General features: G+C 65.8%; 20 protein-coding genes. 9 read left to right on the top strand and 11 right to left on the bottom strand.

From position 1 onward, the window contains the following. Window positions 1-18: 18 nt before the first annotated feature. From napA to E7681_RS17470, 3 genes are read right to left on the bottom strand one after another with little or no spacing between them, the layout of a single operon-like run. On the bottom strand, window positions 19-2508 hold the full coding sequence (gene napA, locus E7681_RS17480; RefSeq protein WP_136340552.1) for a nitrate reductase catalytic subunit NapA: 2490 nt from the start codon (window positions 2506-2508) through the stop codon (window positions 19-21). Between the two features lie 13 nt (window positions 2509-2521). After that, on the bottom strand, window positions 2522-2785 hold the full coding sequence (locus tag E7681_RS17475) for a chaperone NapD (RefSeq protein ID WP_136340551.1): 264 nt from the start codon (window positions 2783-2785) through the stop codon (window positions 2522-2524). Further along, window positions 2779-3297 (bottom strand): ferredoxin-type protein NapF, encoded by a 519-nt coding sequence (locus tag E7681_RS17470; protein ID WP_136340550.1) that lies wholly within the window; start codon window positions 3295-3297, stop codon window positions 2779-2781. Before E7681_RS17470 ends, E7681_RS17475 begins: the two co-directional genes overlap by 7 nt. Before the next feature lie 230 nt (window positions 3298-3527). Here E7681_RS17470 and E7681_RS17465 point away from each other — a divergent pair, with 230 nt between their 5' ends. The 4 genes from E7681_RS17465 (at window position 3528) to E7681_RS17450 (ending at window position 9359) form a co-directional block, all read left to right on the top strand. After that, window positions 3528-4109 carry an ImuA family protein gene (locus E7681_RS17465; protein WP_136340549.1) on the top strand — a complete coding sequence of 194 codons (582 nt, stop codon included), beginning with the start codon at window positions 3528-3530 and terminating at the stop codon, window positions 4107-4109. Continuing rightward, window positions 4024-5511, top strand: coding sequence for a Y-family DNA polymerase (locus E7681_RS17460; protein WP_136340548.1), 1488 nt, complete (start codon window positions 4024-4026; stop codon window positions 5509-5511). The genes E7681_RS17465 and E7681_RS17460 overlap by 86 nt, the downstream gene beginning before the upstream one ends. Beyond that, window positions 5508-8789 carry an error-prone DNA polymerase gene (locus E7681_RS17455; protein ID WP_136340547.1) on the top strand — a complete coding sequence of 1094 codons (3282 nt, stop codon included), beginning with the start codon at window positions 5508-5510 and terminating at the stop codon, window positions 8787-8789. The genes E7681_RS17460 and E7681_RS17455 overlap by 4 nt, the downstream gene beginning before the upstream one ends. Window positions 8790-8903: 114 nt before the next feature. Beyond that, complete coding sequence (locus E7681_RS17450; RefSeq protein WP_136340546.1) at window positions 8904-9359, top strand: hypothetical protein; 456 nt, start codon at window positions 8904-8906, stop codon at window positions 9357-9359. Here E7681_RS17450 and E7681_RS17445 read toward each other — a convergent pair. Together E7681_RS17445 and E7681_RS17440 are read right to left on the bottom strand one after the other, a co-directional pair. Continuing rightward, window positions 9356-9724 (bottom strand): DMT family transporter, encoded by a 369-nt coding sequence (locus E7681_RS17445; RefSeq protein ID WP_136340545.1) that lies wholly within the window; start codon window positions 9722-9724, stop codon window positions 9356-9358. The two genes, E7681_RS17450 and E7681_RS17445, sit on opposite strands and share 4 nt — an antisense overlap. Beyond that, on the bottom strand, window positions 9721-11190 hold the full coding sequence (locus E7681_RS17440) for a UbiA family prenyltransferase (RefSeq protein WP_136340544.1): 1470 nt from the start codon (window positions 11188-11190) through the stop codon (window positions 9721-9723). Before E7681_RS17440 ends, E7681_RS17445 begins: the two co-directional genes overlap by 4 nt. Window positions 11191-11355: 165 nt before the next feature. On the opposite strand from E7681_RS17440, the gene E7681_RS17435 reads away from it, so the two are divergent. Then, on the top strand, window positions 11356-13032 hold the full coding sequence (locus tag E7681_RS17435) for an ArnT family glycosyltransferase (RefSeq protein WP_136340543.1): 1677 nt from the start codon (window positions 11356-11358) through the stop codon (window positions 13030-13032). A 3-nt stretch (window positions 13033-13035) separates the two neighbouring features. Here the strand turns inward: E7681_RS17435 and E7681_RS17430 are convergent, their stop codons facing one another. Next, entirely contained in the window at window positions 13036-13701 is a 666-nt protein-coding gene (locus tag E7681_RS17430) for a DNA-3-methyladenine glycosylase I (RefSeq protein WP_136340542.1), read from the bottom strand. A gap of 232 nt (window positions 13702-13933) precedes the next feature. Between E7681_RS17430 and katG the strand changes: the two genes are divergently transcribed. Continuing rightward, window positions 13934-16102 carry a catalase/peroxidase HPI gene (gene katG / locus E7681_RS17425; protein ID WP_136340541.1) on the top strand — a complete coding sequence of 723 codons (2169 nt, stop codon included), beginning with the start codon at window positions 13934-13936 and terminating at the stop codon, window positions 16100-16102. A 48-nt stretch (window positions 16103-16150) separates the two neighbouring features. Here katG and E7681_RS17420 read toward each other — a convergent pair whose 3' ends face one another. Further along, complete coding sequence (locus E7681_RS17420; RefSeq protein ID WP_136340540.1) at window positions 16151-16933, bottom strand: IclR family transcriptional regulator; 783 nt, start codon at window positions 16931-16933, stop codon at window positions 16151-16153. Between the two features lie 151 nt (window positions 16934-17084). On the opposite strand from E7681_RS17420, the gene E7681_RS19375 reads away from it, so the two are divergent. Then, complete coding sequence (locus tag E7681_RS19375; protein ID WP_136340539.1) at window positions 17085-19817, top strand: benzoate-CoA ligase family protein; 2733 nt, start codon at window positions 17085-17087, stop codon at window positions 19815-19817. Window positions 19818-19876: 59 nt separating this feature from the next. Next, a complete protein-coding gene (locus E7681_RS17410) occupies window positions 19877-20917 on the top strand; it encodes a TRAP transporter substrate-binding protein (protein WP_136340538.1) in 1041 nt (346 codons plus the stop codon). 107 nt (window positions 20918-21024) lie between these two features. On the opposite strand, the gene E7681_RS19335 is transcribed toward E7681_RS17410, so the two are convergent. From E7681_RS19335 to E7681_RS17390, 4 genes are all read right to left on the bottom strand, one after another. After that, entirely contained in the window at window positions 21025-21147 is a 123-nt protein-coding gene (locus tag E7681_RS19335) for a hypothetical protein (protein ID WP_281277668.1), read from the bottom strand. Between the two features lie 35 nt (window positions 21148-21182). Further along, on the bottom strand, window positions 21183-21779 hold the full coding sequence (locus E7681_RS17405) for a hypothetical protein (protein WP_136340537.1): 597 nt from the start codon (window positions 21777-21779) through the stop codon (window positions 21183-21185). A gap of 46 nt (window positions 21780-21825) precedes the next feature. Then, window positions 21826-21969: a hypothetical protein gene (locus E7681_RS17400; RefSeq protein WP_168733244.1), complete on the bottom strand. Its 144-nt coding sequence runs from the start codon at window positions 21967-21969 to the stop codon at window positions 21826-21828. A gap of 403 nt (window positions 21970-22372) precedes the next feature. Then, window positions 22373-22591, bottom strand: a complete 219-nt coding sequence (locus tag E7681_RS17390; protein WP_136340534.1) for a hypothetical protein — start codon at window positions 22589-22591, stop codon at window positions 22373-22375. A 384-nt stretch (window positions 22592-22975) separates the two neighbouring features. On the opposite strand from E7681_RS17390, the gene E7681_RS17385 reads away from it, so the two are divergent. Next, window positions 22976-24007, top strand: a complete 1032-nt coding sequence (locus tag E7681_RS17385) for a histone deacetylase family protein (RefSeq protein ID WP_136340533.1) — start codon at window positions 22976-22978, stop codon at window positions 24005-24007. Window positions 24008-24034 lie beyond the last annotated feature (27 nt).

Below are 24034 nucleotides of genomic sequence, written 5' to 3'. Positions count from 1 at the left end.
CTTTCAGTTCAACTCAGATCAGGCGCGTGCAACCTTGCAGGCGCATTTCTTGAAGTCGGTTTCCTTCGAGATCGGGCAGGTGGCGTCCAGCGTCAGCTTGTTCACCAGCTGGCCTTCGTCGAACCACGGGAAGAACACGACGCCGCGGGGCATTTTGTTCCGGCCACGGGTTTCGACGCGCGAGGTGACCTCGCCGCGGCGGGTCGAGATGGTGATCTCTTGCCCGCGGCGCAGACCGCGATCCTTGGCGTCCTCGGGGTGCATGAACACCACGGCCGACGGGAAGGCACGGTGCAGTTCCGGCACGCGGCGGGTCATCGAGCCCGAGTGCCAGTGTTCCAGCACGCGGCCAGTCACCAGCCACAGGTTATATTCGTCATCCGGGCTTTCTGCGGGCGGCTCGTACGGTGCGAAGATGATGTTCGCCTTGCCGTCGGGCTTGCCGTAGAATTTGACGCCTTCGCCAGCTTTCACGTAGGGGTCATAGCCTTCGCGGAAGCGGTACAGCGTTTCCTTGCCGTCAACGACCGGCCAGCGCAGGCCGCGGGCCTGGTGGTAGACGTCGAAATCGGCCAGATCGTGCGCCTTGCCGCGACCGAAGGTGGCGTATTCTTCGAACAGGCCCTTCTGGACGTAGAAGCCGAAATGCTTGGATTCGTCGTTGTTGAAGCCTTCGGCGATTTCCGACAGCGGGTACTTGTCGACCTGACCGTTGGCAAAAAGCACGTCGAACAGGTTCTTGCCCTTGTACTCGGGGTTGGCGTCCAGGATCTCGGCCGGCCACACTTCGTCGGTGGTGAAGCGTTTCGAGAATTCCATGACCTGCCAGACGTCCGACTTGGCCTCGCCGGGGGCGTCGACCTGCTGGCGCCAGAACTGGGTGCGGCGTTCAGCGTTGCCGTAGGCGCCTTCTTTTTCCACCCACATGGCGGTGGGCAGGATCAGATCGGCGGACAGGGCGGTGACGGTCGGGTAGGGATCGGACACGACGATGAAGTTGTCGGGGTTGCGATAGCCCGGCAGACCTTCTTCGTTCATGTTGGGCGCGGCCTGCATGTTGTTGGTGCACTGCACCCAGTAGGCGTTGATCTTGCCGTCTTTCAGCAGGCGGTTCTGCAGCACGGCGTGGGCACCGACCTTGCCGTTCAGCAGACCGGCGGGCAGTTTCCACTTATGCTCGGAAATCTCGCGGTGCTTGTCGTTGCCGACGACCATGTCTGCGGGCAGACGGTGGGCGAAGGTGCCGACCTCGCGGGCGGTGCCGCAAGCCGAGGGCTGACCGGTCAGCGAGAAGGGCGAGTTGCCCGGCTCGGAGATTTTACCGACCAGCAGGTGCACGTTGTACATCAGCGAGTTGACCCACGAGCCACGGGTGTGCTGGTTGAAGCCCATGGTCCACAGCGACATCACCTTGCGGTTCGGGTCAGCATATTGCTGGGCCAGACGCAGCAGGCTTGCCTCAGGCACGCCGGAGAGTTCCGAGACTTTTTCCAGCGTGTATTCAGCGACATAGGCCTTGTACTCGTCGAACGAGATCGGTTCCAGCTTGCCCGCGGCGGGGTTCGCGGCGGCCTGTTCCAGCGCGTGTTCGGGGCGCAGGCCATAGCCGATGTCGGTCGGGGTCTTGGTGAAGTTGACGTTCTTGTTCACGAAGTCCCAGTTCACCGCGTTGTTTTCGATGATGTAGTTCGCGATGTAGTTCAGGATCGCCAGGTCGGTCTGCGGCGTGAAGATCATGCCGTTGTCGGCCAGCTCGAACGAGCGGTGCTCGAAGGTGGACAGGACGTGCACTTCGGCGCCCGGCTTGGTCAGGCGGGTGTTGGTCAGACGCGACCACAGGATCGGGTGCATCTCGGCCATGTTGGAGCCCCAGAGCACGAAGGTGTCGGCGTGTTCCAGGTCGTCATAGCAGCCCATCGGCTCGTCGATGCCGAAGGTGCGGATGAAGCCGGCCACGGCAGACGCCATGCAGTGACGTGCGTTCGGGTCGATGTTGTTGGAGCGGAAGCCGGCCTTGTAGAGCTTGGCGGCGGCGTAGCCTTCCCAGACGGTCCACTGGCCCGAGCCGAACATGCCGATGCCATCGGGGCCTTTTTCGGCCAGCGCCTTTTTCCATTTCTCGGCCATGATGTCGAAGGCTTCGTCCCAGCTGACCGGGGTGAATTCGCCGTTCTTGTCATAGACGCCGTTGGATTTACGCAGCATCGGCTGGGTCAGGCGGTCCTTGCCGTACATGATCTTGGACAGGAAGTAGCCCTTGATGCAGTTCAGGCCGCGGTTCACGGGCGCCTTGGGGTCGCCTTGGGTGGCGACGACGCGGCCGTCCTTGACCCCGACCAGAACCGAGCAGCCGGTGCCGCAGAAACGGCAGGCCGCTTTATCCCAGCGGATGTCGGGGGTGCCGACCTGAGCGGTTGCCGCGTCAGGCAGGGTGATGCCCGCAGCCGATGCGGTAGCCGCAGCGGCAGAGGCCTTCAGGAAAGAACGACGAGAGGTGGGCAGGGTCATTGGCAGGGTCTCCTCAGAGGGCGGGAACCGCGACGTCGGCGGCGTCCTGCGGTTCGAAGTGGTGATAAGTCAGGGTGACGGTCAGCACGCCGGCGATCTTGTGCATGTCCATGATCTGGTCCGAGGCGCGTGTGGTTTCGGTGTCTTCGACGGTGACGACGATGCGCCCGTCTTTTTCTGCATGAACTTCGACGCCTTCCATGGCGCCAAGCTCGGAGACGACGCCGGGTACAAGGCCGGGCATCGCATGCACTAGGCATCCGCAAATGTTCAGCATGGGTTCACTCCGTCATGTTGAAGGTCGGGCCGGGGGTCTTGATGGGTAAAGGTGACGGCACCGGCCGGGCAGGCGGCGGCACAGGCACCGCATCCGCGGCACAGTTCGGGGTCGACGATCGGCTGGGCGCGCCCGCCGGTCATCAGTCGGAAACGCAGGGCTTGCTCGTCGCACTGGTCTTCGCAGGTGCGGCACGAGACGCCGTTCAGCGACAGGCAGTCGTCGGTAACGGTGGCCTTCCAGTCCCAGGGGGTGTCGGCATCCAGCGCGCCGGTTTCGCAGGCATTGAGGCAGTCGCCGCAGAAGGTGCAGGCGCCCAGGCGCAGGTCAACCACCGGCAGGTTGTCCGAATCGGTGATGATGATGCCCTCGGGGCAGGCCTCGGCGCAGTCCATGCAGCCGGTGCAGGCGCGCGCAAAAGCCTCGGGCGCAAGTGCACCCAGCGGCCGCATTACGCGTCGCTGGCTGAACTGCCCCCGAAGGAAAGCACGTCTGCTGGCGGTCTGGGTCATGGTTCGACACCCTCTGGATCACGGATGTGTTACCCGGGCGCGCGGTGGTTCATGTTGATCTCTGTCAAATTTCGGTGGTTTTTTTCGACCGCAAAGGTTTGAAAAACATACACTATTTAGAATACGTTAAGCAGATTGCCCAATTGTTGTGCGGTTTCATGACCTTGCCGCGACGCAGCATTTCCGGCGACGGGATTTATCTTGGCCCGGGGGGGCTGTATGATTTTTTCATGACGCAACGGCAGATTCCCTCTTTCCCCCTGCGCAGTGGGCGCGTGCACGAGGCCACGGGCCCCGCCGCCCCCGCCTTTGCCGCGATTTGCGCGGCCCAGGGGCAGGGGCCGGTGCTGTGGATTCGCGAATCCTGGCGGCCCGAGATGCCGAACCCACTGGGGTTGTTGGCGTTCTTCGACCCGGCGCGGCTGTTGCTGGCGCAGGCCAAAGACCAGACCGACATGCTGGCCGTCGCCGAAGAATCGCTGCGCGACGGGGCGGTGCCGCTGGTGATCGTGGCGATCAGCCGCCCGCTGGACCTGCGCGAAGGGCGCCGCCTGCAACTGGCCGCCAAGGCCGGGCGCGCCACGGGGCTGTGCCTGATCGGCGAGGGCATGGGCAGCAATGCGGCCGAAACCCGCTGGTCCTGTAGCCCTGTCGCAGAGGAGACGGACTCGACTCGGATGCGGTGGGAAATTATAAAGAACAAAACAGGAACAATTGGGTCTTGGGATGTTCGATGGGATCACGCGTCGCGTCGTGTGCATGTGGTTTCCCCGGTTGGCAAGCGACCGGGCGCTGAGGGCGCGCCCGACTGACGGGGCCTTTGCCCTGACGCTGAAACAGGACAACACCGAGCGGCTGTACTGCCTGAACCCGGCCGCGCAGGCGCTGGGGCTGGGGCGGGGGATGCCGCTGGCCGATGCGCGCGCGTTCTGTCCGCAGCTGCGCACCCTGCCGGCGAACCCGCGTCAGGACGCGCGGTTCATGCAGGCGCTGCGGCGCTGGTCCACGCGCTATTGCCCCTGGGTGGGGACGGATGGCGTGGACGGGCTGGTGCTGGACGTGACGGGCTCGGCGCATCTGTGGGGTGGCGAGGCGGGGATGCTGGCCGACATGGCCGCCCGGTTGGAGCGCGCGGGCCTGTCGGTGCGGCTGGGCCTGGCGGACACGCGCGGCGCGGCCTGGGCGCTGGCGCATTACGGCGAGGGGGTCTCGGTTGCGCCGCCGGGGGCGGGGCTGGGGGCGATCGGGATGCTGCCGGTGGCCGCGCTGCGGCTGGAGCCGGAGGCGGTCACGGGGCTGCAACGGCTGGGGCTGCGCTCGGTCGCGGATCTGGCGGGGACGGCGCGGGCCCCGCTGGCACGACGGTTCGGCCCGGATGTGCTGGCGCGGCTGGACCAGGCCCTGGGCGCGCGGGCCGAGGCGGTGACGCCGCAGGCCGACCCGCCGCATTACGGCGTGCGCCTGACCCTGCCCGAACCGATCGGGCGGCAGCAGGACGTGATGGCCGGGACAGAGCGCCTGCTGGCGGCGCTGTGCGACAAGCTGCACGCGCAAGAGGCGGGCGCGCGGGTGCTGTGCCTGACCCTGCGCCGGGTCGATCAGGCCAGCCAGCAGGTAGAGTTGCGGCTGGCCGGCCCGATGCGCGACCCGGCCCGCATCCTGCCGCTGTTCCAGCGCGGGGTGGACGGGATCGACGCGGGCTATGGCATCGACCAGCTGCGGCTGGAGGCGGTGCAGGTCGAACCCCTGCCGGTGCAGCAGCTGTCGAGCAGCGCGCGCCCGCGTGGCGGCGACCGGCTGGAGGATCTGCTGACCCGGATCGGCACGCGCATCGGGCTGGAGAACATCCAGCGCGTCCTGCCCGCCGACAGCCACATCCCCGAGCGCGCCTTTGTGCTGGCCGCCGCCGCCTGGTCCGAGCCGGACAGCGGCTGGTCGGCCCCGCGTCCGCGCCCGTTGATCCTGTTCCCGCCCGAGCCGGTGCAGGCGCAGGGGGGGACGCCTCCGAAGCGGTTCCGCTGGCGGCGCATGGGGCTGAGTACCCTGCGCGCCATTGGCCCCGAACGCATCGCGCCGGAATGGTGGATGCAGGATGACGCCTGGCGCAGCGGGGTGCGCGATTACTGGCGGGTGGACACGCAAGAGGGGCGGCGGCTGTGGCTGTTCCACACCCCGCAAAGCCCGGGCTGGTGGGCGCAGGGGGAATTCGCATGAGCGGGCGGCGGTTCACATTGCCGGTCGAGGGGCCCGAGCCGCCCGGCCGGATGGCGGGCTATGCCGAGTTGGGGGTGACCACGAATTTCACCTTCCTGACCGGGGCCTCGCACCCCGAGGAACTGATCACCCGCGCGGCTGAACTGGGGCTGACGGCGATGGCGGTGACGGACCGGAACTCGCTTGCCGGGGTGGTGCGGGCCTATGCGGCGCTGCGCGAATTGCAGCGCGAGGCACCCGAGCGCCAATTGCCCAAGCTGATCGTGGGGGCGCGGCTGGTGCTGCGGGACGATCCGGTGAACTGGCTGGCCCTGCCCACCGACCGCGCCGCCTATCAGCGGCTGTCGCGCCTGCTGACGCTGGGCAAACGGCGCGCCGAAAAGGCCGGGTGCGAGCTGACGCTGGCCGATCTGGAGGAGTACGGACAGGGCCTGATCCTGATCGGCCTGCCGCCGGTGGACGGGATCGCGGCGGCGGCCTCGGTGCTGAAACGGCTGCGGCGGCGGTTCCCCGAGCATGTCTTCGTGGGGGCGGCGCCGCGCTATGATGGCTCGGATCAGGGGTGGTTTGATGCCTGCGCCGGGCTGGCGCTGCGCGCTGGCGCGCCGATGGTGGCGGTGGGGGACGTGCTGATGCACCACGCCAGCCGCCGCCAGCTGGCCGATGTGCTGACCTGCCTGCGCGAGGGCTGCACCATCGACCGCATCGGCACCCGTGCCCTGCCCAACGCGGAACGCCGGCTGAAAGGGGCCGAGGACATGGCGCGGCTTTACCGCCGTCACCCCGCCGCGCTGCGCCGCACGCTGGAGATCGCGGCCCGCTGCGCCTTTTGCCTGTCGGAGCTGAGCTATGAATACCCCGACGAGGTGTCGGGCAACGAGCCGCCCCAGCAACGGCTGGCCCGGCTGACCGCCGAGGGGCTGCTGCGGCGCTGTCCGGACGGCATCCCCGAACGCTATCGCGCGCTGGCCGACAAGGAGTTGCGGCTGGTCGGCGAGCTGGGCTTTGCCGCCTATTTCCTGACGGTGTTCGACATCGTCAGCTATGCGCGCTCGATCGGGATATTGTGTCAGGGGCGGGGGTCGGCGGCGAACTCGATCCTGTGCTGGGCGCTGGGGATCACCGATGTGCGCCCCGACCAGATCAGCATGGTGTTCGAACGCTTCGTCTCGAAATACCGGGGCGAGCCGCCGGATATCGACGTGGATTTCGAACACGAACGCCGCGAGGAGGTGATCCAGTGGATCTATGAACGCTATGGCCGCCACCGGGCGGGGCTGTGCGCGACGGTGATCCATTTCCGGAGCCGCGCCGCGATCCGCGAGGTGGGCAAGGTCATGGGCCTGAGCCAGGACGTGACCGCCAGCCTGTCGGGGCAGGTCTGGGGCATCTCGGGGCGCGGGCCGGACCCCGAACGCCTGCGCGAGCTGGGGCTGGACCTGACCGACCGGCGCCTGTCGCAGACCATCCGCCTGATCGGCGAGGTCATCGGCTTTCCGCGTCACCTGTCGCAGCATGTGGGCGGCTTTGTCATCACCCGCGGCCGGCTGGACGAGCTGTGCCCGATCGAGAACGCCGCGATGGAGGGGCGCACGGTGATCGAGTGGGACAAGGACGACATCGACACGCTGGGCATCCTGAAGGTCGACATCCTGAGCCTGGGCATGCTGACCTGCATCCGCAAGGCGTTCGAGCTGATGGAGCAGCACGAGGGCCACCGCCCGACGCTGGCCACCATCCCGCAAGAGGACCGCGCCACCTATGACATGTTGTGCGTGGCCGACGCGGTGGGGGTGTTCCAGGTGGAAAGCCGGGCGCAGATGAATTTCCTGCCCCGGATGCGGCCGCGCACCTTTTACGACCTGGTGATCGAGGTGGCGATCGTGCGGCCCGGCCCGATCCAGGGCGGCATGGTGCATCCCTATATCAACCGCCGGCAGGGCAAGGCGGCGGTCGAGTTCCCCTCGGAGGCGCTGGAGGCGGTGCTGGGCAAGACGCTGGGCGTGCCGCTGTTCCAGGAACAGGCGATGCAGATCGCGGTGGTGGGCGCGGGCTTCACCCCGGAAGAGGCGGACCGGCTGCGCCGCTCGTTGGCGACGTTCCGCAAGATGGGCACGATCGGCACGTTCCGGGACCGTTTCGTCAAGGGGATGCTGGCGCGCGGCTACACGCCGGATTTCGCGGAACGGTGCTTTGGCCAGATCGAGGGGTTCGGCGAATACGGGTTCCCCGAAAGCCACGCGGCGGCCTTTGCGATGCTGACCTACGTGTCGTCCTGGCTGAAATGCCATCACCCGGCGATCTTTGCCTGTGCCTTGCTGAACGCGCAGCCGATGGGGTTCTACGCCCCCGCCCAGATCGTGCGCGACGTGCGCGAGCACGGGATCGAGGTGCGCCCGATCTGCGTGAACCAGTCCGACTGGGACAACCGGCTGGAGCGACGACCCGACGGGGCGCTGGCGCTGCGGCTGGGGTTCCGGCAGATTCGCGGCTTCCGCGAGGAGGACGCCGGCTGGATCGTGGCGGCGCGGGGCAACGGCTATCCCGACCCGGAAAACCTGTGGCTGCGCGCGGGCGTCGGCCCGGCGGTGCTGGAACGGCTGGCCGAGGCGGACGCCTTCAGCGGCATGGGCCTGACGCGCCGCGATGCGCTGTGGCAGGTGCGGGCGATCCGGGCGCCCAAGCCGCTGCCGCTGTTTTCCGACCCGCTGGACGGCGAGGGGCTGCGCGAACCGGCGGTCGATCTGCCCGCCATGCATCTGGGCGAGGAGGTGGTCGAGGATTACGTCGCCACCCGGCTGACCCTGCGCGCCCACCCGATGGAGCTGTTGCGCCCGGTGATCCCCGGCCTGACGCCGCATGCCGAGTTGCCGACTGCGGCGCTGGGGCGGCTGTCGGTCTGCGGGCTGGTGATCACGCGGCAGCGGCCGGGCACGGCCTCGGGGGTGATTTTCCTGACGCTGGAGGACGAGACCGGCGTCAGCAACGTCATCGTCTGGCCCAAGGTCTATGAACGGTTCCGCCGCGTGGTGATGGGCGGGCGGCTGCTGCGGGTGAACGGATGGATCCAGCGCGAGGGGATCGTGGTCCATGTCATCGCCGAAACCATCGAGGACCTGTCGCCGCGCCTGTCAGAGCTGGGCCACCCGCTGGAGGACGCGGTGGGCATCACCCAACCGGCCGCCGACGACGCGCCGCGCGCGCCGCGCCATGCCCCACGCGCTCGCCATCCGCGCGAACAGGCGAAGAAGCTGTTCCCCAGCCGTGATTTTCACTGAGGTTAAAATAAGGGAAAAACAGGTATTTCTTGCAGATGGACGCAACGTAGGATTGACGCTACGGTTTTCCCACAATTGCCTAAGTTATTTTGCGTGCTGGTGCGAGGTGCCGCAATGTTACGACATGCGTATCTGGAAGACCTTGGTTTCAACTATATCCTGGCGAGCGAGCCGTTTTCTCTGGACGAGTTATACGATCTGGTAAGCGCCCCGCTGAGGGAGCCTATGTTGCCCTCGTCCGGCAAGCCGGTGCTAATGGATTTCCGCGAGGTGGACCTGACGCGCCTGACCGAACCGGACCTGCGCCGTTTCCTGATGCGCAAGAGCGTGCTGCCCAAGAATATCACCGATATCCCCGTGGCTTATGTCGTTGGCACATTGCAGGATCAGGCCTTGATCCGGATGGCCAGCATGTATTCGGACCTGAGCGGCGTCACGAACGAAGACCGGATCACCATCACCGAGGTGCTGTCCGAGGCAGTCAGTTGGCTGATGCAGCACACGGGCGGGAATACGCCGCCCGCGGATCATGAGACCAGGTTGCGCTCGGTTGCGGGGCAGGGGGGCTAGCCCGCGCGGGCCATCACCAGGATGCCCAGAACGATCAGCCCCAGCCCGGCCAGACGGCCGGCGCTGACGGGTTCGCCCAGCACCAGGATGCCGGCGGCGGCGACCATGACGAAACTGAGCGCCACGAAGGGATAGGCCAGAGACAGGTCCAACTGACGCAGGGCGAACAGCCACAGCACCGTACCGATGCCATACAGCGCCAGCCCGCCCAGCACGAAGGGCGAACTGAGGAAGGCCCAGGCCTTGAGCAGGGTGCTGGCGCCATCGGGCAGATGCACCCGCGCGACGCCGTATTTGAACGCGGTCTGGGCCAGCGCCGACAGCGAGACCGAGACGAAGACAAGGGCAAAGGCAGCAGCGTTCATGGCGTCATCCAGGGGATCGAGAGGTAACGGGCGGCGATGAAGATGCACAGCACGACCAGCCCGGTGATGCGGCTGATCCTGTCCTTGCTGGCAAAGACGACGGGGTCATCCCCGATCATCCCCCGGTTCGCCCACATCCAGGCGCGGTAGGTCCAGAACATCATCACGGGGATCATCAGCCACAGGATGCCGGGAGTCTCGTAGCGGGCGATGACCTCGGCGCTGGTGACGTATTCGGCCAGCGTCAGCAGCGACAGCGCGCCGTTGGCGATGCCAAAGGTCTGCACCACGGTCAGGTCCGAGGCCCAGTAATTGCGCGCGGCCAGACGCTGGGTGCCGGTCGCCTTTGACAGCTCGATATAGCGTTTGAGGTAGGCCAGGCTGAGGAAGAAGAACATCGAGAAGGTCAGCAGCCACGGGCTGGGGAAGGTGTGCAGCGCCACGGCCCCGGCGATGATGCGCAAGGTATACAGAAGCGCCAGCGCGACCACATCGACGGTGGAATAGGTTTTCAGAACAAAGGAATAGGCCGTGGTCAGCCCGAAATAGGCCAGCATGGTCACGCCAAAAGCGGGCCCCAGCACGCCAAAGGCCAGCCCTAGCGCGATCGCCAGCAAACCGACCGAGCCGATGACGCCGTGCCGGGGCAGCAGGTCTCCGGCGGCGAAGGGGCGGGTCTTCTTGGTAGGGTGGGCGCGGTCGGCCTCGATGTCCAGCACGTCGTTGAGCAGGTAGACCGAGGAGGCGCAGATCGAGAACACGGCAAAGGCCAGCAGCGCGCGCAGGATGCTGACGGGATCGCCGTAAAGATGGGTGAACAGCAGCGGTGCCAGCACCAGCACGTTCTTGGCCCATTGATGCGGGCGCATGGCGCGGCGCAGCGCGGGCAGCATTGCCGGGCGCGTGCCGGGGCGCAGGGTGGTGTGGTCGGGCGTGGCCAGCGCTTGTGCGGCCTGCGGGATGCGGGCGAACCCGCGCCACGGGGCGGCCTGCCAGATCGGCAGATCGGCAGTGGAGTCGCCCAGGTATTCGAACGGGCCATTGCCCGCCATCGCGCGGATCGCGGCCAGTTTGGCCTCGCCCTTCAGGTTGCTGCCGGGGTCCGAGGCCAGGATCGCGTCGAACAGGCCGGTATAGGCCGCGACCTCTTCGGCGACGTCGCGGTCGGCGGCGGTGGCCAGGATCACCTGACGCCCGGCGGCGCGGGCAGTGCGGATATAGTCCATCACATGCGGGTCATAGGGCAACAGATCGGCGCGAAAGCCGACCTCGCGCGAGAGCGCCCGTTTCAGCCCGCCCAGCCCGTCCGCGCGGTAGGCCGCCAGCGCCTGACGCATCGCCTTGGCCGAGCGCATGCCGCGCACCAGCATTTCCTCGGCCACGTCGGTGCGGATCAGCGTGCCGTCCAGATCGACGAACAGCGGCACATCGGCGGACGGAAGGCTGGTTTGTGCGGTCTGTGTCATGCGTCTTTCAAAGGCAAGGATTTGCAGGGCGATCCGTGACCGGACCGTTTCCGTCTGCTTATCTTTGCACCAGCCCCTTCTGCCTGTAACCTGCAAATCACCCAGTGGCCCTTTTCCAGACCGAGTGTGACTTTGACCTACAGATTAGACAAAACTTCGGCGGCAATGTGCTTTCTTCTGTTCGTTGCCGCGTTCGCGGTGCGGTTTTTCGCGGCGGATTACGGCTATTTCCACGGCGACGAGCGCATCAACGAGGCCGCCAAGGTGCTGGCCGGGCAATTGGTGCCGGGGCAGCATTTCTATCCACCCTTCATCAACTACCTGAACGCGGTGGCGCTGGGGCTGTTGTTCGTGGTGGGCAAATTCGCCGGATGGTGGGCGGGCACGGCCGAGTACCGGGCGCAGTATTTCACCGATCCGACCGTGTTCTACGTCACCGCCCGGATGGTGACGGCGCTGACCGGGGCGCTGCTGGCGCCGCTGTTCTACGGCGTCGCGCGGGCAGTGGGTGTGACGCGGCCCCTGGCGCTGGCCGTGGGCGCGATTGCGGTGGTGTTCCCACTGGGCGTGTTCATGGCGCATATCGCAAAGGGCGACACCGGGCTGGCGACGGCGCTGGTGGCGGTGTTCTGGGTGATGCTGCGCCGCTTGCAGGGCGGGCGCGGCTGGGATTGGAGCCTTGGGCTGGCCGTCGTTCTGGCGCTGAGCTTCAAGCATTCGGCGGTCTTTGTGCTGGCCCCGCTGGCGCTGGGCGTGATCGTGCTGCTGGCGGTGGCCGAAGGTGTGAAAACCGCGCTGGTCAGTTTTGGCCGGGCGATGGCGGTGATCCTGCTGCTGTGGCCAGTGCTGAACATCGGTATCCTGTTGGATTTGCAGAACTTTCTGGACTACCAGAAAATCCAGGCGGTGATGTCGCTGCAATCGGATGGCCAAGGTGCCGAGGCGGGGCTGCTGGTGCTGCTGTGGCGCGGAATGGAGCTGATATTCGGCATGAACCCGGTGCTCACCGCCGTGGCGCTGCTGACGCCGCTGCTGCTGGCCTGGCCCGGAGGGGTGCTGCAACGGCGGGTCGCGCTGGGGGTGATCTGGGTCTCGTTGATGATCGGGACGGTAATGGTGGCGGTGATGGCCGGCCCGCGCCAGCCCGAGCATCTGTGGATCGCCAATTTCGCCGGGTTCCTGCTGCTGGACGGGTTGGTGCTGGCCGGGCTTGCGATGAATGCGCGGCAAGGCGCGCGGCTGGTCGGGGCGGGGCTGCTGGCGGCGGCGCTGGGATTGCAGGTCGTAGGCAGCGCAATCGTGCTGTGGCAGGCGGCGGCGGTGCCGATCCAACGCTCGGTCGGGGACTATCTGGCGGGGACGTTTGGGGATCGCAAGGTGCTGACCTCGATGGCGCTGGTGGTGCCGCAGAGGAAAGAGGCGCAGGGATTCGAGCTGGCGCGGATGGAGCGGCTGGCGCAGAAATACCAGATCACGCTGCCCGAAATGGCCGAGGAACGGATCATCCAGAAGTCGGCCCCGGGGGCGCTGTTCTACGTCAACATGCCCGGCGTGATGTACGGGCTGGAAGGCGTCGAGGACGGCAAGATCGACTACGAGGTCAAGGCCCACGCCTGGCCGCTGCAACCCGAGGAATGGCAGCTGGAGTACTGGCTGGAACAGGGGTTCAGCGTGTTCGCGGTGCAGGATTTCGACGAATACGCCTATCGCTCGGAGCCGCAGATGCGGCAGGGCTTCTTTCAGCAGATGGCGCAGCAATGCCGTCGGTTGCAGGTGTTCGAGCCGCGCAAACGGCTGTTCCTGGAACGCGAAGTGGTGGTGTTCGACTGCGCGGCGGGCTGAGGTTCAGACCGAGAAGGCCAGGATCTGGCTGATCTGGGTCAGCCCGCGCCCCGATTGCGCCGACCAGGTGTTGAAGGCGGCCTGAACGGCGGCCATGTCACGCTTGGAACTGGGGGCCTTGTCGACCACCCCTTCGGCCACAAGGCGGGCGGTCACGTCGGTGGACAGCACGAAGGCATTGCGCCCCATCCAACGCAACATGCGCTGCCCGGTGGCGCCGCCCAGACGCGAGCCGCGCTTGGACAGCAGCTCTAGCAGACCGACGAAATCGGCGTCCGGCCAGTTGGCAAAGAACGCCCCGGCAGAGCCGTGCTCGGCCGTCAACTCATTGAGGAAGCGGGCGTTTTCAATTACGGCGGCGATCTTTTGGCCGTTGCGCACGATGCCGGTGTCGGACAAGAGGCGGTCCATATCCTCGTCATGGTAAAAGCCGACGCGGATGGGATCGAACCCGTCAAAGGCGGCCTCGAATCCGGGCCATTTCGCCTCGATCACTTTCCAGTTGAATCCGGCCTGAAAGATGCATTCGGCCATGCAGGACAGCCAGCGATCCGCCGGTTGCGCGGCGACCTGATCGGTCGGCAGAGGAGTGGAGAGCAGCATCTCCAGCGCCTCGGGCCCGCCTTTGCGGGTGGCGGCGATGGCGTGGATTTCATCGAAATGGCGCATGGTTTCGACCCCCTGGAATGGGCGAAAGGGTGCGGCAGGGCTGAAAGCAATGCAAGCGGCTTGCGCGATAATTTTTGGTTATCGAAAAATAAAAAAATTGCAATTTGGAATTATTATAATCCGAGACTACCTTCGACTCAGCGAACAGGCGTGGAGGCGGCGGTGCGATACCGCCGCTTCCTTGCGCGACATTACACACTCGGGTCACCGGGATATTTTAACGGAGGAAATCATGGACGGTAACGATATGGGCGCAGGCAAATGCCCGGTCATGCATGGCGGCAACACCGAAACGGGCCGCACGGTCATGGACTGGTGGCCCAAGGCGCTGAACCTGGACATCCTGCACCAGCATGACAGCAAGACCAACCCGATGGGCGACTTCGACTATCGCGAGGCGGTCAAGGGGCTGGACTACGAAGGGCTGAAGGCCGACATGAAGGCCCTGCTGAAGGACAGCCAGGACTGGTGGCCGGCGGACTGGGGCCATTACGGCGGTCTGATGATCCGTCTGGCGTGGCACTCGGCCGGGTCCTACCGTCTGGCCGATGGCCGTGGCGGCGGTGGTGCGGGGAACATCCGGTTCGCGCCGCTGAACAGCTGGCCCGATAACGGCAACCTGGACAAGGCGCGCCGCCTGCTGTGGCCGCTGAAGAAGAAGTACGGCAACAAGGTCAGCTGGGCCGATCTGATCATCCTGGCGGGCACGATGGCCTACGAGGATATGGGCCTGAAAACCTTTGGCTTCTCGTTCGGCCGTACGGATATCTGGCACCCCGAGATCGACACCTATTGGGGTGCCGAGAAGGAGTGGCTGGCACCCTCGGACACCCGGTACGAGGACGTAGCCAAGCCCTCGACCATGGAAAACCCGCTGGCAGCCGTGCAGATGGGCCTGATCTACGTGAACCCCGAAGGCGTGAACGGCCAGCCCGATCCGCTGAAGACCGGGGCGCAAGTGCGCGAGACCTTTGCCCGTATGGCGATGAACGACGAGGAAACCGCGGCCCTGACCTGCGGCGGCCACACTGTCGGCAAGGCGCATGGTAACGGTGATGCAGGCGCACTGGGGGCCGAACCCGAAGCGGGGGAGATCGAGAATCAGGGCTTTGGCTGGCTGAACCCGAACATGGGTGGGAAGGCGTCGAATGCCGTGACCTCGGGGATCGAGGGGGCATGGACCACCAACCCGACCAAGTGGGACATGGGCTATTTCGACCTGCTGTTCGGCTATGACTGGGAGCTGACCAAATCGCCCGCCGGTGCCAACCAGTGGCGTCCGATCGACATCAAGGAAGAACATATGCCGGTCGATCCGTCGGACCCGACCAAGCGCGTGATGCCGATGATGACAGACGCGGACATGGCGATGAAGGTGGACCCGGCCTATAACGCGATCTGCCAGAAATTCATGGCCGACCCGGCCTATTTCGACGATTGCTTTGCCCGCGCGTGGTTCAAGCTGACCCACCGCGATATGGGGCCGCGCGTGCGCTATATCGGGCCGGATGCCCCGGCAGAGGATCTGATCTGGCAAGACCCGATCCCGGCTGGTGCGACCGGCTATGACGTGGCTGCCGTGAAGGCCGACATCGCCAAATCGGGCCTGAGCGGCGCCGAGATGGTGGCGACGGCGTGGGACTCGGCCCGGACCTACCGGCAGTCGGACATGCGCGGCGGTGCCAATGGCGCGCGCATCCGTCTGGCCCCGCAAAAGGACTGGGACGGCAACGAACCCGCGCGTCTGGCCAAGGTGCTGGCCGCACTGGAGCCGATTGCCGCCAAGCATGGTGCCAGCGTGGCTGACGTGATCGTGCTGGCCGGTAACCTGGGCGTCGAGCAGGCGGCGAAGTCCGCGGGGTTTGACCTTGAGGTGCCGTTCACCCCGGGCCGTGGCGATGCCACCGAGGCGATGACGGACGCGGACTCGTTCAGCGTGCTGGAGCCGCTGGCGGACGGGTTCCGCAACTGGCAGAAGGCGGATTACGTCGTGACCGCCGAGGAAATGCTGCTGGATCGCGCCCAACTGATGGGGCTGACCGGGCCGGAAATGACCGTGCTGCTGGGCGGGATGCGCGTGCTGGGCACCAACCACGGCGGCACCAAGCATGGCGTGTTCACCGACCGCGTCGGCACGCTGAGCACCGACTTCTTCGTCAACCTGACCGACATGGCCTATAAGTGGGTTCCGGCGGGCAAGGGCGTCTATGAAATCCAGGACCGCAAGAGCGGTGCGGTGAAGTGGACGGCGACGCGGGCGGATCTGGTGTTCGGCTCGAACTCGATCCTGCGGGCCTATGCCGAGGTCTATGCCCAGGATGACAACGCGGGCAAGTTCGTCTGCGATTTCGTGGCGGCCTGGACCAAGGTGATGAACGCGGATCGTTTCGATCTGGCGTGACCCTGCCTGACACGGATTTGGCGGCGTCCCCGAAAGGGGGCGCCGTTTTCACGTTTGCAGGGACTGGACCGATTTTTCGCGGCAGTAGTCCTGCAAGGCGCGGATGGTCGGGGCGTCGGGCAGCACGCTGGCCGGATCGGTGCCGACGATGGTGATGACGGCCTGTGCTTCGTGCTGCCAGTCCTGGATCGGGGCGGCGGCGGCGACCAGGCCGGGGATGTAGCGCCCCTCGACAAAGGCGAAACCGGCGGCGCGGATGCGGTCGCACAGGTCGGTCAGACCGGCCTCGGTCGCGGGGACGTCGTGCAACAGGCCGGGGTTCAGCGCGGCGCGCGACAGCTCCATCCGGCGGGTGGCGGCGATGGCGGCGGGGGGCGCCCAGCACAGGAATGCGCGCCCGGTGGCCGAGTTCAGCAGCGGCAGCGTGGTGCCCAGCCCCATCGAGGTGACCGTGGGCGTCGCACCCCGTTCCCAGCGCACGACCGTAGCCCCGCCGGTGCCCCAGACCGACAGCAGCACCGTCATGCCGGTTTCGGCGGCCAGCCCGGCCAGCCCGTCGGCGGCGTGGTTCACGAAATCATGCCGGGCAATCGCGGCGAGCCCCAGCTGCATCGCGCCAGTGCCCAGATCGTAACGCCCCGAGCGCCCCTCTTGCTTGACCAGGTCGGCGGCGATGAACGAGGCGAGGTAGCGATGCACCTTGCTGGGAGGCATGTCGCAGGCGCGGGCCAGCTCGGACAGGGTGACGGGACCGCCGCGCGCGGCCAGTGCGGCAAGGACCGACAGTGCCGAATCGAGGGACTTGATCCCGCCTGCTGCGTCTTCGCTCATGTCTCCTCCGGGTGTTGTTCTGTGTCGTGCATACGGGGTTTGGCCGGGCTTGGCACTTGTTTTTGCAAGGGTATGATTTCCATATTGCGGAATCATTTGCACAATATGGAAAAATATCCTAGATGTCATCCAGACAGATAGGGGAGGTATCATGTCCAAGCTGCAAACCATCGAAATCCTGGGCGGTGGCCCGGCCGGGCTGTACACCGCGATCCTGATCCGCCGGTTGTTGCCGCATGTGAAGGTGCGCGTGACCGAGCAGAACCCGCAGGGCGCGACCTTTGGTTTTGGGGTGGTGTTCTCGGATCAGGCGCTGGAATTCCTGCGCGCGGACGACCCCGAGACCCATGACATGATCGTCCCGCACATGGAGCGGTGGCGGAACATGACGCTGAACCTGCCGGGCGGGCAGGTCACGCTGGACGGCGTCGGGTTCACGGCCATCGGGCGGCTGGAGCTGATCGAGATCCTGCGCGAACGGGCGCAATCGCTGGGCGTGCCGATCCGGTTCGACACGCAGATCGCCTCGTTGGACGAGCTGGAGGCCGATCTGGTGATCGGGGCGGACGGGCTGAATTCGCTGGTGCGGCGCGAGCTGGAGGACGGGTTCCAGCCGGTGATCGAGCATTTCGACAACCACTTCGCCTGGTTCGGCGCGACGGTGCCGTTCGACACGCTGACCCAGACCTTTATCGAGACGGACAAGGGCCCGCTGAACGCGCACCATTACCGCTATGCCCCGGATCGCAGCACGTTCATCGTGGAATGCAGCGACGCCGTGCACCGCGCCTATGGCTTTGACCAGATGAGCGAGGCGGAAAGCGCGCGGGTGTGCTCGGACCTGTTCAAGGACGTGCTGAAGGGCACCGATCTGGTGATGAACAAGTCGCATTGGCGGCAGTTCCCGCGCCTGTGGTGCAAAAGCTGGGTGCACGGGCGCTATGCGATCCTGGGGGACGCGGTGCACACGGCGCATTTCTCGATCGGGTCGGGCACGCGTCTGGCGATGGAGGACGCGATTGCGCTGATCCAGTCGCTGGTGGCGCATGATGACATCGACGAGGCACTTGCCGCCTATCAGCGCGAACGCCCGCCGATTGCCAAGAAGATCGTGGACGCGGCCAATACCTCGGCCACGTGGTACGAGAGTTTCGGCGAGAAGATGAAGCTGGCGCCGCTGGATTTCGCGTTCAACTACCTGACGCGCTCGGGCCGGGTGGACATGGAGCGGATGCGCAAGCTGACGCCCGAGTTCATGGCCCAGTATGACGCCTGGAAGGCGGTGAACCCGGACCCTATCGCTGACCCGGTGCCTGCCGACGCACCGGGGGCGGAGGAAATCGGTTTTGACAAGGACGCGCATCGCAACTGCTCGGACATCCTGTGGCAAAACGGGGCGCGCAACCCCGACAAGCTGGCCGTGATTGGCCCGCTGGGGTCGCTGAGCTATGCCCAGCTGATCGCCGAGGCCGCCCGCTGGGGCAATGCCTTTGCGGCGGCGGGTCTGCAACGGGGCGAGCGGATCGCGTTCTTCCTGGACGACACGCCCAGCACGCCCGCGGCGTTCTTTGGGGCGGTGCGCGCGGGCTTTGTGCCGGTGCTGCTGAACATCCAGACCAAGCCGGACGTGCTGAACTACTTCCTGAAGGATTCCGGCGCGCGGGTCGTAGTGACCGAGGCCGAGCTGGCCGGCACGTTCGACGCGGACACTCTGGCCGGAACGTTGGTGCAGACCATCGTGACGGTGAATGGTGCGGCGGCGGGATGCTTGGCGGCAGAGGCGTTGCTTGCCGATCAGCCGTCGGAGCTGGATTGCGCCGATACCGGGCCGGATGACATGGCGTTCTGGATGTATTCCTCCGGCTCTACGGGGCGGCCCAAGGGGATCGTGCACCTGCATCACGACATGGCCTATACGCAGGCCAGTTTCGGGGACAACGTGCTGAAGCTGCGCGCGGATGACATCAGCTTTTCCGTGCCGAAGATCTACTTTGCCTACGGGTTCGGAAACTCGGTCACCTTCCCGTATTCGGTCGGGGCGACGGTGCTGCTGATGCCCGGCCAGCCCAAACCCGAGGCGGTGCTGGAGGCGATCGAGACCTACCGCCCGACGGTGCTGTTCGGCTTGCCGACGCTTTACACGGCGCTGGCCCGGGCCGAGGCAATCGCGCATCGCGACCTGTCCAGCCTGCGCCAGTCGATGTCGGCGGCGGAAATCCTGTCGGCGGATGTCTACGACGCGTGGAAGGCGCAGGTGGGGCATGGCCCGACCGAGGGGTTGGGCTCGACCGAGTTGCTGCACATCTACCTGTCCAACCGGCTGGACGATCATCGTCTGGGTGCCGCCGGGGCGCGCGTGCCGGGCTACGAGGTGAAGCTGGTCACGCCCGAGGGCCAACTGGCCACCCCGGGCGAGGAAGGCGTGATGTATGTGCGCGGCCATTCCTCGGCCCCGTGCTACTGGAACCGGCCGGACAAGACGGCGGACACGATGCGCGACGACTGGATCTATACCGGCGACCGCTTTGTCGAGCGCGACGGCTATTACTATTTCCAGGGCCGCGCGGACGAGCTGATCAAGGTTTCGGGCCAATGGGTCTGGCCGCTGGAGGTGGAACGCTGCCTGAACGAGCACCCCGATATCCACGAATGCGCGGTGATGGCGGTCGAGTTGGCCGACAAACGGATGGCCCTGCGCGCGGTGATCAGCCTCAAGCAGGGGCGGGGGCAGGACACCGACGGTTTGCGCGACTTCGTCAAGGCCCGGTTGACCCCGTTCAAGGCGCCGCGCATCTTCGATTTCGTGACCGAGCTGCCGAAGACCGGAACGGGCAAGATCGACCGTCAGGCTCTTTTGGCGCTGCAAAGCCGTGAAAACGTTTAGAAGTTACAAAAAGAGTACCTAGGATAACCACAGAAGCCAGTTCACTCAGGGAGGAAACCATGAACAAACTTCGCCGTACGCTGATGGCGGGCATCGCCGCCACGGGCGCGCTGCTGGGCAGCCAGGCCCTGGCACAAGAGATCACGTTGAAACTGCACCAGTTCCTGCCGCAACAGGCCAACGTGCCCAAGCTGGTGCTGGACGAATGGATCAAACGCATCGAAGAAGGCACCAACGGCAAGGTGAAGATCGAGCATTATCCCTCGATGCAGCTGGGCGGCAAGCCGCCAGAGCTGATGGATCAGGTGCAGGACGGCATCGTTGATCTGGCCTGGACGGTGAACGGCTTTACCCCCGGTCGCTTCCCGCGCTCGGAAGTGTTCGAGCTGCCGTTCATCATGACCAACGCCGAAGCGACCAGCCGCGCCTATTGGGAGCTGTTCGAGAAAGAGATGAAGGACACCGATTACAAGGATGTCCACATCATCGGCGCATGGGTGCACGGCCCCGGCATGATGCACACCAACAAGCCCGTCAACACGATGGAAGACATGAAGGGTATGAAGTTCCGCATCCCCAGCCGGATGGCGGGCTTCCTGCTGGAAAACCTGGGCGCGGTGCCGGTGGGCATGCCGGTGACGGCAATCCCCGAGGCGCTGTCCAAGGGCGTGATCGACGGCGCGGTGATCCCGTGGGAAGTGACCACGGCGCTGAAAGTGCCCGAACTGGTGCACAACCACACCGAATTCGCGGACGGCTATGCGTTCTACACGATCACCTTCACGCTGGCGATGAACAAGGACAAGTATGACAGCCTGCCCGACGACGTGAAGGCGGTGTTCGATGCCAACTCCGGTCTGGAATTCTCGGCCTTTGCCGGGGCGCAGCAAGCCGGTGCCGATGGCCCCGCCCGCCAGAAGGCGCAGGATGCTGGCAACACGATCATCACCATCTCGGCCGAAGACAGCGAAAAGTGGAAAGCCTTTGCGCAGCCCGTCTATGAGCGTTGGGTCGCGGACGTGACCGCCAAGGGTGTCGACGGCGCGGCCCTGCTGGCCGAGGCGCAGGCCCTGATCGCGAAATATACTGCGGCGCAGTAAGGAACGCTCCCGCGGGCGGGGTTGGCCTTCGGGCTGGCCCCGTTGTGGGCGTTGAAACGAAAAAGGCCCCCCGAGGTGATCGGGGGGCCTTTTTGTGCGGGCGGGGCTTAGCGGTTGCTGGAGCGGCCGGGCTTGCGGGCCTTGTCATCCACGGTGCCCGACAGGATCGCTCGGCCAAGCGACGCGCTGGCGACGATCTTGGGGCGATACATGGCTACAGCGGCGGCCACTCCGGCCTGAGAGGGCCGGGCGCGGGAAAGGCTGCCTACAGATCCGGGCGGCGCTGCAGGGCGGCCAAGGTCAGGGACGCGGCACCGCGCGTTTGGCCCATCAGGCTGGCAAAGCGGATGTAGACGGCGGAGTTCTCCAGCCCCTCGTCCAGCAGGGCGCGCGCTTTGGGTGAATGGGGGTGGTTCGCGGCGGACCGAAGCCGCTGGATTTGTGCCTGCGACAGATCGACGGGGCACGGCGCGATCAGCGCAGCCACGACCGCCATCACGAACATCGGCAGAGCGATGACGACCCACATCCACGCCATGCCGCGGGTCAGAAGCTCGGGGATGGGGATCACGTCGACCAATGTGAGGGCGAAGGCAAACACGAAGCCCATCGTTCCGGCCAGCGGCCCCAGCTTGCTGACCTGGCTCAGGAACATCCCGCCAAGGGTGAACGCGGCGATGGCCAGAACCCGCCCCATCGGCGCGTCGATCAGGGCGTTGAGCAGCGGGATCGCCAGCCCGATGGCCACAGTCGCGGCGACGATCAGCTTGATCCCGGTGAACACCATGCCGCCCGCGTTGTCGCGGAACGCGAAGAACAGCATGTAGCACGACAGCGGGGCCTCGGGCACGCCGAGGGTCATTCATGCGCCCCGATGATGCGGACGGACGCGGTGGCTCCCAGACGGATCACCCCTCGGGGGCGTCTTCCAGCTCGATCTCGACGGGATAGCGGCGGGCGGTGCGGACCCAGTCCAGTTTGTTGGCGACCAGCGGCATGCCCATGAATTGCAGCTCTTCTGAGGAGCGGGTGCCCCAGCCGATGCCGGTCACACGGCCTGCGATCGGCGTGCCTATGATGCGTGTCGACCAGGGTGAGCAGGGCGGCCCCGGTGACGACATATTCGCCAGCCGTCAGGGTGAGCCCAGTGACCGCCCCATCACGGGCCGCGTGGATTTCGGTGTTGCGCAGATTGCGCTCGGCCAGCGCGCGCCTGCTGCATTTGCAGCTGATAGGGCTCGGGGTCGATCCGGAACAACGGGTCGCCCTCTGCGACGGCTTGGCTGTTCTGCACAGAACTTCGGTCACCTGACCGGGGATGATGGCCGAGATGTTGACGACCGGCGCCGCGATTTCGGCGGCGTCCGTTGCGGGATTGCGAATAGGCCCACTAGGCGGTTCCGACAGCTGCCGCAGCCACGGCACGTACCAGTACGCTGGCCAGTTTGCGCGATTTCATCGTAAGCCTCCGATCCAGAGAACGTAGATACCGATCCCGGCCAGAACGGCGATCGAGCTGTAGAACACGGCGGGCAGGGGCAGGTTGCGTGACAGGCCGGTCAGGATGAACGCCTCGCGCAGGACCAGCGTAAGGGCCAGCCCGACCAAAGCGGGGAATATCCATGCCGGAAAGGCCGCCCCGTACAGCTCGACCACAGAGGAGCGAAAGGTCATTTTGGCCTCCGGTCAGGGACAGTTGGCTGGCACGCTGCACCCAGTGCGTTAGCTGAGCGTGGTCTACCGGCGCGGCCAGACCCAGCAAGGCCTGACGCTGCAATCCGTGGATAAAAGAGCGCAACAATTCGGCGTTGGCGGGCGGGATCTGCTGGCTCAGGATCGCGGCTAGACGCTGGTCGAACTCGGCGCTGAGTTGACGCGAGAAGGTGTGAAAAATCGCGTGCACCTCGGGAAAAGCATCACGCTCGCGCACCGCTTGCCCGAAATCCCGGCGTTGCCTTGGGGTCGTTTGACGGTCGAATGCGACGGGTCTTGACCGACGGGGCGCGGGCTGCGAACACTTGGATAATTTGATCAAATGCCGCGCCAGCAGGAGGCCACATGCAGACGTTTTTCTCGGAGGAGCACCGCAAACATTTCCCCCAGGCCGAGCTGAGCGGCGGCCAGTTCGTCACCCCGTATGAACGGCCCAGCCGCGTCGAATACATCCTGCGCCGCCTGAACGAGCGCGGGTTCGACACCCCCATCGCCCCGCAGACCCCGGATATGACCGTGCTGCGCGGGCTGTGCGATCCGGGCTATCTGGAGTTCCTGGAGACCTGCTGGGACGAATGGGTCGCCGAAGGCATGGCGGGCGAGATCATCGCCGGCAACTTCCCGGCCCGGCGGATGCAAATCAGCCGACCGCCGCGCAATATCGACGGTAAGGTGGGCTATTACAGCCTGGCCTCGGAAACCGCGATCACCGCTGGCACGTGGGAGGCGGCGCTGTCCTCGATGGCCTCGGCCCAGGCGGCACAACGGGCGGTGGCGGCGGGCGCGCGGGCGGCTTTCGCGCTGTGCCGTCCGCCGGGACACCATGCGACGGCGGACATGTACGGCGGCTATTGCTTCATCAACAACGCCGCGATCGTGGCGCAGATGTTCCGCGATCAGGGGGCGGGGCGTGTGGCGGTGCTGGACATCGATTTCCACCACGGCAACGGCACGCAGGACATTTTCTATGGCCGGGGGGACGTGTTCTTTGCCTCGCTGCACGGCGCGCCCGAGGATGCCTTTCCCTACTATCTGGGCTACGCGGATGAAACCGGCGCGGGCGACGGCGAAGGGGCCAATGTGAACTACCCGATGGCCCCCGGAACGCCCTACGCCCCCTGGGCCGAGGCGCTGGAGGACGCGCTGGCCCGCATCCGCGCCTATGGCGCCGAGGCGCTGGTCGTGTCGCTGGGGGTGGATGCCTACAAGGACGATCCGATCAGCTTCTTCAAGCTCGACAGCCCCGATTTCATGGATGCAGGGCGGCGCATCGCCAAGCTGGGCCTGCCCACCGTATTCTGCATGGAGGGCGGCTATGCGATCGAGGCAGTGGGGATCAACACTGTCAACGTGCTGGAAGGGTTCAACGGGGCGTAAGCGCCCCCGCACGCACAAAAAAACGGG

The organism is Thalassobius vesicularis (assembly GCF_004799325.1).
GTDB lineage: Bacteria > Pseudomonadota > Alphaproteobacteria > Rhodobacterales > Rhodobacteraceae > Thalassobius > Thalassobius vesicularis.
The sequence above is the reverse complement of the archived record's forward strand: the minus strand, read 5'-3'. Positions and strand labels throughout refer to the sequence as shown.